The following is a 12,672-nucleotide window of genomic DNA, read 5'->3' as shown; positions in this document are numbered from 1 at the left end:
TTTAACCATACAGTACTTCCCACTCTATTTCAAGATCTTTTTCCAATAATTCTATGTCTAAACAATTTTCTTTATATAAAGTACGAACTTCTTTCAGTCCAGCAAACGCAAACCGAGACCATGCAATCATATTTAAATGAAGTACAAATGTAATCATCTCACCACATGAACGTATCGCAGCATCAGCGCCATCTACAAGACATAACGTACCATGTCCTACAAGTAACATTCGCCTAAGTTCTGGGCGATCTCCAAATGGAATCGAATCTTTCCAACTTCTTTCATGATAAAAACGACTTTTAATTGCCCATAATAAACGAATGAATAGTTCGTTTATTGCAACAGGTATTGCCATCGCAATGCCATGGCGCATATCATAGCCTTTCTCAAACACCTTTGCCATTAATTCAGCTAAATTTTTCTGTTCTCCTTCTACATAAAAAGAACCAAAATTGCACAATTGGAACAGTTCAAAAAATGGTATACCAACACCCATTCCTCTGCCACCATTTTCATGACCACGAGTACCACTAGATCCTGCCATATCAGACATAATATGACCAATCCAGTTACAAAAGCCAGAAAAAAGCTTGGCTATAAAATTTCCACCTTTTAATTCAAAACCACTATCTTTTGGTTCCAATCTAATAATCTGACCATCAGAAATAAAACTTGCTTTTCCGGTAAATTGATCGAGAATTGAAAAGAATAATCCGATTAAATCAGGCGAATGTCCAAGGGACTTCAAATGATGGTTCTTGGTATTCATGTTTAGAATATTTTCACCCATTTCTAAATCTTTTGCGTACCTCGCATCATAATTCACTTTAAACCGACGTTCCAGATAGCCGATCGCACTTGCTATATTATCAGGTTCCTTTTTTAAGTTTGGAATCCCATTTTTTTTGTCTGCATTCCATACCATTTTTGAAAACTTTTCAACTAAATTGTCTGTTTGACCTTCTGTCCATTCCCCAATTTTACTCGCAGCGGGCATACCAACAAAAAAACTGTCGATTAACCCAGCTCCTACACCACAAAAAGCTGCAATCATATAATCGTATTTATCACAATCGGCTTTTTTTATCATGTAATCAGCTTGTATCCGTTCACTAAGCTCTGCACGCTCAGAACCCGTCATTAAATCTTTAAACGGATCTTGTGATAAATCAACTTGATTTTTTTCTGCATAGGCTTCAATATTGTTAAGATATTCCTCCCATTCACAATTGTCCCCAATTGTCACTATTTCCAGCATTTCGAGCCGATCAACTTTTATACTCAATTTTTCTTCTGCAGATAAAGTAGTCAACTCAAGACCTAATTCAAAATCATCTATTGTGAAAGCAAAGGGATCAATATTTTGTTGCTGACATAATAGCTCTGCTTCCATTAATAAAACATCTAGATCATCAAGGTTACTTGAATTTAGCTCCGCTAAGTTTTTCATTGAAATATCAATCTGTGAAAGTTGGTTGCTAACTGCATTTTTTTGATGTTCTTGGACTAACATAGCTTTCCCTGCATTGTTTATAAAATCTTCATCCATTCGGTTGTCAGACATTGGATACCCCTTTCAATTCTAAATATAAGGCCTCAACTTTACCCTTTTTTGACAATTAATTAACTAGATCTCTAAATAGATTTTTTGCGGTTCCTTTCACTGAAGCAAACGCTGCTGAAGATACATTTAAATAGCCAATATTATCAAATATTGAATATAGCTGCTCATAATTATTCAAGGTTAGTTTATCGTTTAATAGATAAACCTTTCGAGCTCCTCCATCATCAGCAATTATTTCTGTCTCAACATAACAAGCTAAAATGAATGCCATAAATTTTTCTTTTGTTGCATCTTTTGTCAATTCTTTTAAACGAACTATGTCAAGCTTTGGAGGTAATTGTGCCATGATTGATTCAATTTCTGCATGTGTAATCTTTTCAGTTGTTTTTTGAGCACCCTTGCTTAACATTCCGAGCATTGTAGATATTTTCTCAATTTTCATGGCAGATTGGGTTCCATTTTCAATTTCTTTCATTAACTGTTTAGAAATTTCGTTTACATCTTCAATTAAATAATTAAGCGATTTTTGGGCGTTGTTAATGATTGCTTGTAGCATCAGTTCACGTTGTTTATTATTCTCCAGATCACTAAGACCCGTTACTTTCTTTATCCCTTTATATGCACCAACACCAACAATTACAACTACGCCTATTCCTGTAACCATTCCAGAAAGACCTAATATTCCTCCCATACCAAGGGTTGCTAGACCTGATGTAATACCTGCCGCACTCATACCAACTACCGATCCCGAAAAATAAATAGCTGCTAACGGTACGCCTACCGCTCCAGCTTTTGCGGCTATCTCTTTCATCGACTTTGTTATTTCTGAATCGTTTTTTCGCTGTGCTAGAATTTCTTCATCATTTTTTATTGCTAACATCATCAAATCAACCTGCTCATCTTTAACATCGAATTGTTGTTGTAGTGTTGTAAAAAATTTATTTTGTGGCCAACTTGCATAATCATTTTTTATTCTATACAAATAAATCATATCTTTTAGCAGCGATTTTTTTATTATCTCAAAGCTACCTTCTGGAACATTTTCTTTTAGATATCTTACTAAGTCATCATTTTCTTCTTTACTGTTAGATTCGTACATATAATTTCGGAGCTCAAGACGATCCTGAGAATCAAGTTCAATTCTGACAATTAATGAAAGTATCTCCGCATATTCCTGTGAATCAATCATATTGTCATCAGAACTAGCAAAATTACAGATAATTTTCAGGTATGCTTTTTTTATTTGTCTGTCCATTGATTCGAGTGGCATTGTCTGAGATGTGGTGTCAAACGTTTTATCCTCACCACTTGTCTCAAGAATACCATTAATCATTTTTGCAAACTCTTCGTAATTTAGATTCATCAAACAAGAAGTCAATGAAATCTCGCTGTCACCAACTATGTGTAATACAACTTCCTCACTGACATCAACTTTTCCATTATCCTTTACTTTTCTTGTGCTTTTGTACTCTGCTGATGTTATTGTTTCAAATTTAAAACTTTGTGGTTTTTCTAGCATTCCACGGATATAAACAGAATCTCCCAAAAATAAGCAACCATTCTTTCCATTACCTAATAATGATGAATCTGCAATAGCTAACACATACTCATGATTTATCCCCGGCGCCATTGAAGAAATTGCATTGTTCAACTTCTTCTCAGATATATCCGGCACAACATATACCTTAGCGCATAAACGCGAAGCATTTTCCTTGATATAGTTCTCTACTGACATTTATTCCTCCTTGTATTTACTAAACTGAACTTAGCTGTCATTATCTGAATTCTTCTTTATTCATCTACTTTGGATTATACTTCTTGCCGCAATAATTTTCAATTTAATTATTCTATTTTCATATTTTGATGTCAATATACCTTTTGCTTATCATTTGCGCATTCTTTCATAAAAATAAATAATTCATCAAAGTCTATACACAGCTAAATTATTTTAAAGATTTAAAGATACTTTTTACTTCATCTGAAATTTTGGCTATATTATCAACCTTTGACGCTTCATTGAGCTTGTTTTCCTGATGCTTTCTTTCCAATTCGAGTTCTTCAATCCGCTCAAACATAGCTTGGATACATCATTCCCTAAACAATAGCTTCCACAATATTTTTGACTTTGATCTTAATTTGGTGTCAGGCATAGGATCATTAGGTACCGGATTACTATTTCAAACATAAAAAAACCTGCTACTTACGTAACAGGTTCTATCTAACATCAATGTTGATGCATAGTTCATGGTGGCGGAGAAGGTGGGATTTGAACCCACGCACCGCGTTAACGGCCTATACCCTTAGCAGGGGCACCTCTTATAGCCACTTGAGTACTTCTCCAAAGGTAATAATGCATGTTTGTTTATTCAATTCTCTGGCATTTGATGGCCGAGAGGGTGGGATTCGAACCCACGTGGGCTTGCACCCTAACGGTTTTCAAGACCGCCCCGTTATGACCACTTCGGTACCTCTCGTAATTCAAAATGCAAGATTAATATTACCAGTGAAAGAGTATATTGTCAAGTAGTTTTAAAAAGTTTTTTCTTTTTATATTTTCACAATCCAGTTAAGGGGATCTTCCAAGTTGCCGGTCTGGACCCCATAGAGTGAATCATATATCTTTTGAGAGTATTTACCTATTTTACCGTCATTAAATATCATTTCCCTATCTTTCCACCCCAGGGTGCCAATAGGCGAAATAACGGCGGCTGTGCCGGTTGCAAAAGCCTCTTTTATTCGCCCCTGCTCATAAGCTTCTGAAAGCTCGTGTATTGTGATGCGACGCTCTTCAACGGTTTCTCCCCAGTATTTCAATAAGTCAATAACGCTTTTCCGGGTAATTCCGTTTAAGATAGTTCCTTCCAGTGACGGCGTTACAAACACGCCATCAATCAAAAAGAACACATTACTGGTTCCCACTTCTTCGATATACTGTCGTTTTTCACCGTCTAGCCATAAGATCTGTTCAAAGCCCATCTCATGAACCTTCTGCTGTGCTGCCAGACCACTGGCATAATTGCCGCCGCACTTGGCTTCTCCAGTTCCTCCCCGGACTGTCCGGGCATATTCTGATTCAACGTAAATACGGCTGGGTACCATTCCACCTTTGTAATAAGAGCCTACTGGTGACATAATAATCATAAACTTATAGCGTTTTGAAACCCGAACCCCAATAAAGGGATCCGTTGCAAAAACAAAGGGCCGAATATAAAGGGATGTCCCCGGAGACTTAGGAATCCAGGTTTCATCCATCTTGACCAGCGCCTTCAGTGCTTCCAGTAAAAAATCTTCATCAAGTTGAGGAATACACATTCGGGCATTCGATCGGTTCATCCGTTTAAAATTTTCATCAGGTCGAAACAGTTGAACCTCACCTGCCGGAGTTTTATAGGCTTTTAAGCCTTCAAAAACTTCCTGGGCATAGTGGAGAACCATTGCCGAAGGCATGATCTCTATGGGGCCGTAGGGCTTAATAACGGCATCATGCCAGCCAATACCTTCGGTATAATCCATCTCAAACATATAGTCTGTGAATTCCACACCGAAGATCAGCGAATCTTCTTCCGGTTTTTCCTTGGGATTTAGTGTTTTAACAATTTTAATTTCCATGTCTTCCTCCGAGCTCCGTCGTAAAACAAGCCTAATTTCGTTCCGTAAATGTAGTATAACAAGCCTTGTATACAAAGTACAAGTGTATTTTTTAGGAATAATGTATTTTCTGAATACATTATTTGCCCAGATTATTCTGTAAACGTCATCTTTTTTCAGAGAACAAAATGAGCAACCGACTATTATAATATCACCTGCCAATTCTTCAATACCCTGTAAAAATAGGCAAATAAAAAGACGATGGTATTTCCATCGTCCTGCCTGACTTTAATCTACAAAGTATATTTCAATATTTTGTCTTCCCCAGCTTAAGCATTCTGCCTCACTGTCCATATAAATATCGATAATGCCATATCCAACGGCTCCGCCGCGATCTTCCACGGTATAAACCCCGCCAAGCGCTGGGATATAAACTTTAGTTCCGAAGGGAATACCACCCCATGTCGCAATGGTTCTGCCAGACTGTGGCACAGTTCCCGACGCGGTATTGTTTCCGGTAGCTGTGTAAGCGGTGGCGCTGACCACCATACTGCCTTTAAAACCACTTTCTTGATTGATGGCGGCACTACCGTCACCAGTCGCGCTTTTTTCCACATTAACGTTCCCAGACACAGACGAAACCTCTACGGCTTCTGGCATAGTAATGGTGGTAGACGGTCCCACTTCAATGATCTCTTCTATCGCTGGCATGATCACTTCACTGGTTATGACTTCACGGCTGACTTCGATGCTATTTTCATAACGGATCCGTTCTTTCATGTTGGCTTTTCCATTCTGGCCTACCTGAACAACCACTCGGGTTCCAGCTGGCAGTTCCGGATTCTCGGCAATTGTGGCCTTCATTGGTACATCTTTAATACCGGTTGATTCCACATAGGATATCCGGGTTACTTTGATGGTTGCGGTTTTTGCGGTTAATGGGGTATTGAGTCCTGGCTCGACCTTATCATCTTCATCCGGCTTAACACCATTTTCATCCAGCACATCGCCAATGGTTGCCCCACCTGACAAGTAAGTAATAGTTTTACCATCAACTAGAATCTTTCCAGAAATCTTCTTTTCAATTTCTACATTGATGACATCTTTAAATAAAGTATTTAAGGATGTACTATATTTGTATTCGTCACTGACGGGAAGATCATTCGCAATCAGGACTTCCTCCAGGGATTCGAGCAGTTTTCCATTAGCAGTGTATACCTTACCTTCGAAGTTGACCTGAACTTCTTTTTCGACGGTAAAAGCACTGGAAACACCCACAACGAGAAGCAGAATTAATGCAATAATTCCGATCTTAACGCCGGGATATCTCTTTAGAAAACCAGCTGTTTCTCTCTCTCTATTCATAAATAATACCTTTCATTTTGTCTAAATTGCATAAATAAAAGTTACACATTCGTTACAGTTAGTTTACCATCCTCCCCATTTTATGTCAAGGTTTTTATGGCTTTTGCGGGTGCAAATGGTGACCCTGTCCCAATTACAAACCGTCTTTTCGCCCATTCTGACGCCATAATGGGGGCTATGGTAAATTCTTGTTGACTGCTTTTTTTGTTGATTCTACCCGGATAAGCTAGTTTTTAGGAAACTGTTCTATACTACATCTTGTGCTTTGAAATGAACGAATTTTAAACGAACGGAGACCTTATGCTTGATACAAAAAAAAGTCAGCTACTCATTGAAATATTACAGACCGATCTGCTCAAATGGTTTGAAGAATCCAAACGGGATCTACCTTTTCGCCGTACCCGGGACCCCTATTTTATCTGGATCTCGGAAATTATGGCTCAACAAACTCAGATTGATACATTAATACCCTATTATAACCGATTTATTGATAATTTCCCGACCGTTTTTTCGTTGGCCCTGGCCTCAATCGATGAGGTCATTAAAGCCTGGGAAGGATTAGGTTATTACTCCCGGGCCCGAAACCTCCATCAGGCGGCCAGAATAATTGTCACTGATTATGATGGAATGATGCCCGCAACCTTTTCTGAACTGATCAAGCTCCCGGGGATCGGCCCTTATACCGGTGGTGCCATCGCTAGCATCGCCTTTAATCAGAAGGTCAGCGCGGTGGACGGTAATGTACTCCGGGTAATCAGCCGTTATTGTAATAGCTGTGACGACATCGGCGAAGCCACAACGAAGAAACGGATAACCCGCTGGATAGAAAGCATACTACCGGATGAGGTTGGTGCTTTTAATGAAGGCCTGATGGAGCTGGGTGCCATGATTTGCACCCCCAAAAGCCCTAAATGCCTGAGCTGCCCGATCCGTAGCGGTTGTCAAAGCAATGCTGCCGGTACCACTGGGATGATCCCGGTGAAAGCGAAAAAACAGAAACAACGCACCCGAAAAATGGAGGTTGGCATCATCAAACAAAACGGCCAGCTGTTTTTTGTCCGCCGCCCTGATGTCGGTCTGTTATCCGGAATGTGGTCCTTTCCCATTGCTGAAACCGCCGCCGGTAACGGTCAGGATATTAAAAAAAAGCTCGAAGAAAATTTCTCCGAGCTTTGTAAACCGATTTTTATTGGGACCAGCCGCCACGTTTTCTCCCACATTATCTGGGACATGTCAGTTTTTATTTTTGATCTGGACAACAGGGTTTGTGAATCAACACTAAACCCTTATTATATCTCAGCGCAAAGGGAATCTCGATCAAATCCTCAGGTTACCTTCAAAGCCCTGTCCCAGGTTGATGACCTGGCCCTGCCGATTGCTTTTTCCAAACTTTTAGCTTTATTAACCTAATTTTAACATTAACCAATTTTCACTGCTTATTGATGCCGGATCACCTGAAAGCGCTGCACCATCACATCGGTATCGCCTTCGGGAATGCCGGCTTTTCTTTTGGCAATGGCAAGTTGCTCTTCCGGAGTATTAACCCCCTCCAGATCGGGAAGCAGCAGTCCGCGGTGTAAATCTTTTTCAACAATAACACCGTACTTTTTTGCATCCAGCTCAGCGACGCCGGTTACCGGTTCGGGGATACCCAGCACATCGACTTTGATTTCCAGGTCCATCAGTTCCTGCTCTTCCACTGGCATAAACCGGGGATCATAAGTGGACGCCTCAATCGCATTTCGAATAATCTCCTGGGCGATGTTTTCCGTCACCGGGCCAGTGGTGCCAATGCAACCTCGCAATTCCCCATGCTTATGCAGGGAAACAAAAACCCCAGCTAAATTATTTTCCAGTTCGCCAAGAACATCTGCCTCGATTTCCACCTGGTTTTTGTAATGCTCGAAATTCAATTTTCGACCCCGTTGCACCCAGGTATTGATGGCGGCCCGAGCCAAAGCCACAAAAGGGCTTTCGTTTGAACGCCTCTCTTTATAGGAAAGCACCTTATCTTCTTCATAGCGTTCCAGCAGACTGGGAATTTTTTCCTCGGTCAAATCAATAAAGGCGGACATGTAACCCACTCCAAAGGGGCCTTCGTAAGAAAACACCGTCGCTTCAGTATCCCAACCGTCAATGGTGCCCAATCCCATAACAATTGGTCTCAAGCCACATTGACCCGCCGGTTCGTAGACTTGGTGGGGAGCCGTTAAAATGGAGTAGTAATTCTTAGTTTTAATGCCACTCACGATATTTTCATCGAAAAGTGGTCCCATCGGATTAAAGGCATAGGGCCCTTCATCCTTCAGGCAATGGGATAAATCGGCAGAAGCCAGAATCATGGTTTCTTTTCCCCGGGCTTCAATTGCTTCCTTAATTACCTTACCCATTTTATAGAGTTCGATCAGACTCAGTTCCCCAATGGTGATATGGACAATTTTGTAGGTCCGATAGTATTTTTCAATAAAGTAAAGCGGTACCAACACCCCGTGATCGAGATTTAAATCGATTTTATATTCTGCGGCAATTGCTTCATTCAAAAAAATGGTATGGCAATTGTTTTTCCCAAAACTCATATTCAGTTCATCCAGGAGTCCCATATCGCAGTCTTTTTCCAGGTTGATCTCGGGATGCCCGAAATTTCTCAAATCACCCTTCATCTGGTTTTCATAAACCACAGCTACCCCATCCCGAAAGACATTGCCGTGGGGGGTAATGCAGACAATGACTTCCGGTTTGACTTCGGCAACTTTCAGGGCCAGATCTCGTAAGCCCCGAATGGTTTTTTGTGCTTCATTTTCTCTCCCTTCTCCGACCTCTGGTATTAACACCGGTGGATGACAGGCAATTCCTACTCCTTTTAAGTACATAGTTCACTTCCTTATTTCTTTTTTCTTGGATATTTTTTCTTCTAATTAAAGACAACAAAATTAAAGATTATAAAACGCGTCTTTCCCGGCATAGGTGCTCAGTAGTCCTAACTGTTCTTCAATTCGCATCAGTTGATTATATTTGGCCACCCGATCGGTTCGGGATGGTGCTCCGGTTTTGATCTGGCCGGCATTAACTGCCACCACCAGATCGGCAATGGTGACATCCTCTGTTTCGCCAGAGCGATGGGAAACTACCACGGTATAGCCGGCCCGCTTGGCCATCTCAATGGTGTCCAGGGTTTCAGTCAGGGTACCGATTTGGTTCACTTTAACCAGAATCGAATTCGCAACGCAAGAATCAATGCCCCGTTTCAGTCGCTCGGTGTTGGTGACAAAGATGTCATCACCCACCAGTTGAACTTTTTTCCCCAACCGTTTTGTCATGACTGCCCAGCCTTCCCAATCTTCTTCATCCAGGCCATCCTCAATGGAAATAATGGGGTATTTACCAATCAGCATTTCATAAAAATCAATCATTTCCGCGGCGGTTTTCTCCACCCCTTCGCCGGCTAAAAAATACTTCTTCGTTTCTTTATTATATATTTCTGAAGCCGCCACGTCCATGGCCAGCTTTACCTCTTCACCAGGAGTATAACCGGCGCCTTCAATGGCGGTAACAATCAGTTGCAAAGCTTCCTCGTTGGATTTAAGATTCGGGGCAAAGCCACCTTCATCTCCCACCGAGGTGGCCATTCCTTTTTCTCCCAATACTTTTTTAAGTTGGTGGAAAATTTCTGAGCCCATCCGCACAGCTTCTCGAAAATTCTTAGCGCCCACAGGCATAATCAAAAATTCCTGAATATCCACGTTGTTATCGGCATGTTCCCCGCCGTTTAAAATATTCATCATTGGGGTTGGCAAAAGCTTGGCATTGACCCCGCCCAGGTATTTATAAAAGGGTAGTCCCAATGACTTTGCCGCCGCATGGGCCGCAGCCATGGATATTCCTAAAATCGCATTAGCACCGAGCTTGCTTTTGTTTTCGGTGCCATCCAAAGAGATCAGCACCCCATCAATGGCAATCTGATCTGACGCATCCAAACCCACTAAAAACTCCTGGGCATAGGCTACACTATCGACTGCTTTTAATACCCCTTTGCCCTGATAGCGGCTGCTATCCTTGTCTCTGAGTTCAACCGCTTCAAAAGCCCCGGTTGAAGCCCCGGAAGGGACGATGCTGCGGCCCATGGTACCATCTTCCAGAATAACATCCACTTCAATGGTAGGGTTCCCCCGGGAATCCAGTATTTCTCTGGCAAAAATATCTTCAATATAAGTATTCATATTTTCCTCCGTTTTTTATTAAAGGTGTTTACGAAACCAAACGCAACGTTCATAACGCCTCTTTTTTATTTATACACCTTATTTAATTAAATAAACTAAGACTCACGAAAAAACCCTGAAAAAGAAAATCTCTTCCAGGGCGTGGTTCACGTTTATTTTTCAGGAGCAATCAACGGTTCACCTTCCTCATCAATGAGCACCGTGAGTCCGCCACCAAATTCATCAAAATGGTATAAGTAGTTGATTCCTGTTTCAGTATCTTCAATGACCTTACACCCAGAGTGCTCTCCAGTGGGTTCACTAATTACAATTTGAAACCGATTCTTCTTTTGCTTTTTTGTCTTCATTTTATCCTTTTCTCCTCTTAAATCAAGGTAGCCGACTTCATTATAACCAATTCAGAATAAAAAATCAATTTTTCCCTGTAATTTTTTAAACGCTGAATTTTTTCAAAGCCTAATATTTTTGTGACGATACCCTTTAACTGAAGCGGCGATCAATGATCCGGACACTTTTCTTTTCGGATCGGGGCAATGATCCAATCGGACCTGCTATCGGAATAATACTTAAACCTACCCGGGATTTAAATTGCCTTTTCACTTCAGCTTCAACAACATACGTGTCCACCCCGCTTAGAATTTCAAAAGCCAAAGAAATACAGTCTTTTCCATCCTGATGATCGACCGTCGTCAGATATTCACTACTGACCCCTTCCACATTTTTTAGCACCTCATCAATTTGACCCGGGTAAATATTCACGCCCTTGACCTTCACCATATCATCGGTTCGGCCGATGATCCGGTCATGTCGGGGATGCACGGATCCACAGGCACAAGGGCCGGGAACAAACCGGGTGATGTCATGAGTTCGGTAGCGCAGCAGTGGTGCCCCTTCCTTCCGGAAAGTGGTAATTACCAATTCTCCATATGCTCCCATTGGTGCCGGTTTAAGGGTGTCCTGATCGAGAATTTCAAAATACAGATAATCCGACCAATAGTGAAGCCCATCATGTTGGCTGCAGTCAATCGAAATCCCGGGACCATAGATTTCGGTAAGTCCATAAATATCAAAAAGCTCAATTCCCAACTCTTTTGCAATCCGGCTGCGCATCTTATCGCCCCAGCGTTCCGAACCGATAACGCCTCGTTTTAAATGGATTTGATCGCCCAGCTTCTGATTGGCGACCTCTTCCGCCAGCAACAGAGCATAAGATGAGGTAGACGCCAGCACCGTGGTTTTTAAATCGACCATCATCTGCAATTGTTTCTGAGTATTTCCCGGACCCATCGGAATGGCCATGGCTCCCATTTTTTCCGCTCCGGCCTGAAATCCGATCCCGGCGGTCCAGAGACCGTAACCCGGGGTAATTTGAATTCGATCCTCGTCAGTCATCTCGGCATACCGATAACAGCGGGCAAACATTTCTGCCCAGTCGGCCACATCCCCAGCCGTATAGGGAATGATCACCGGCTGACCAGTGGTTCCCGACGAAGAATGAATCCGTACCACTTCACGGTCCGGCACCGCCTGTAATCCCAGGGGATAAGCATTACGCAAATCGCCTTTATCGGTAAAGGGCAGCTTCTCAAAATCCGCCATGGTTTTTATGTCTGCCGCCACAATCTCCGCTTTTTTAAAACGCTGCTGATAAAACGGACTCTTTTCTTCCAGCCGCTTAACAAATCTCTGTAGATTTTTTAATGTTTCCAATGGCTTCTCCCTCTTTCTTATAAACAAAAAAAGACCCATCCTTTTATTGTATTGCTACAATAAAAGGATGAGTCAAAATAGCCCACGGTACCACCTTTATTCGCAAAACCGCTTTCGGTTTGCGCACTTAACTAAACAAATGCCATCACATTTGCCATCTGATAACGCTGATGAAACGTTGTGAAATACTCAGGCACTGCCCTTTCCTCACACCCTCAAGTGCCCATT

Annotated in this window: 9 protein-coding genes and 2 tRNA genes; 1 reads left to right on the top strand and 10 read right to left on the bottom strand. The window is 41.6% G+C overall.

Translation table 11 applies throughout. The features are described 5' to 3' along the window. Position 1 precedes the first annotated feature (1 nt). The 6 genes from DOZ58_RS14270 to DOZ58_RS14245 all read right to left on the bottom strand — a co-directional run bounded on the left by DOZ58_RS14270 (position 2) and on the right by DOZ58_RS14245 (position 6,517). Positions 2–1,564, bottom strand: a complete 1,563-nt coding sequence (locus tag DOZ58_RS14270) for a hypothetical protein (RefSeq protein ID WP_111888902.1) — start codon at positions 1,562–1,564, stop codon at positions 2–4. Between the two features lie 55 nt (positions 1,565–1,619). Then, positions 1,620–3,299 carry a hypothetical protein gene (locus tag DOZ58_RS14265; protein WP_111888901.1) on the bottom strand — a complete coding sequence of 560 codons (1,680 nt, stop codon included), beginning with the start codon at positions 3,297–3,299 and terminating at the stop codon, positions 1,620–1,622. Between the two features lie 513 nt (positions 3,300–3,812). Further along, positions 3,813–3,904: transfer RNA gene (locus tag DOZ58_RS14260), tRNA-Ser, on the bottom strand. Positions 3,905–3,949: 45 nt separating this feature from the next. Beyond that, a tRNA-Ser gene (locus DOZ58_RS14255) sits at positions 3,950–4,038 on the bottom strand. 73 nt (positions 4,039–4,111) lie between these two features. Beyond that, entirely contained in the window at positions 4,112–5,173 is a 1,062-nt protein-coding gene (locus DOZ58_RS14250; RefSeq protein WP_111888900.1) for a branched-chain amino acid aminotransferase, read from the bottom strand. A gap of 267 nt (positions 5,174–5,440) precedes the next feature. After that, positions 5,441–6,517 (bottom strand): 3D domain-containing protein, encoded by a 1,077-nt coding sequence (locus DOZ58_RS14245; protein ID WP_111888899.1) that lies wholly within the window; start codon positions 6,515–6,517, stop codon positions 5,441–5,443. A 300-nt stretch (positions 6,518–6,817) separates the two neighbouring features. Between DOZ58_RS14245 and mutY the strand changes: the two genes are divergently transcribed. Further along, complete coding sequence (mutY, locus tag DOZ58_RS14240) at positions 6,818–7,927, top strand: A/G-specific adenine glycosylase (protein ID WP_111888898.1); 1,110 nt, start codon at positions 6,818–6,820, stop codon at positions 7,925–7,927. 26 nt (positions 7,928–7,953) lie between these two features. Here mutY and amrA read toward each other — a convergent pair whose 3' ends face one another. The 4 genes from amrA to DOZ58_RS14220 all read right to left on the bottom strand — a co-directional run bounded on the left by amrA (position 7,954) and on the right by DOZ58_RS14220 (position 12,483). Then, complete coding sequence (gene amrA / locus DOZ58_RS14235) at positions 7,954–9,387, bottom strand: AmmeMemoRadiSam system protein A (protein ID WP_111888897.1); 1,434 nt, start codon at positions 9,385–9,387, stop codon at positions 7,954–7,956. A 60-nt stretch (positions 9,388–9,447) separates the two neighbouring features. Next, positions 9,448–10,734, bottom strand: coding sequence for a phosphopyruvate hydratase (gene eno, locus DOZ58_RS14230; RefSeq protein WP_111888896.1), 1,287 nt, complete (start codon positions 10,732–10,734; stop codon positions 9,448–9,450). A gap of 152 nt (positions 10,735–10,886) precedes the next feature. After that, a complete protein-coding gene (locus DOZ58_RS14225) occupies positions 10,887–11,081 on the bottom strand; it encodes a DUF6440 family protein (RefSeq protein ID WP_111888895.1) in 195 nt (64 codons plus the stop codon). Positions 11,082–11,214: 133 nt separating this feature from the next. Continuing rightward, on the bottom strand, positions 11,215–12,483 hold the full coding sequence (locus tag DOZ58_RS14220; RefSeq protein WP_111888894.1) for a phenylacetate--CoA ligase family protein: 1,269 nt from the start codon (positions 12,481–12,483) through the stop codon (positions 11,215–11,217). Positions 12,484–12,672 lie beyond the last annotated feature (189 nt).

This window comes from Acetobacterium sp. KB-1 (assembly GCF_003260995.1).
GTDB classification, from domain to species: Bacteria; Bacillota; Clostridia; order Eubacteriales; family Eubacteriaceae; genus Acetobacterium; species Acetobacterium carbinolicum.
This window is presented reverse-complemented; position numbering and strand designations above follow the sequence as displayed.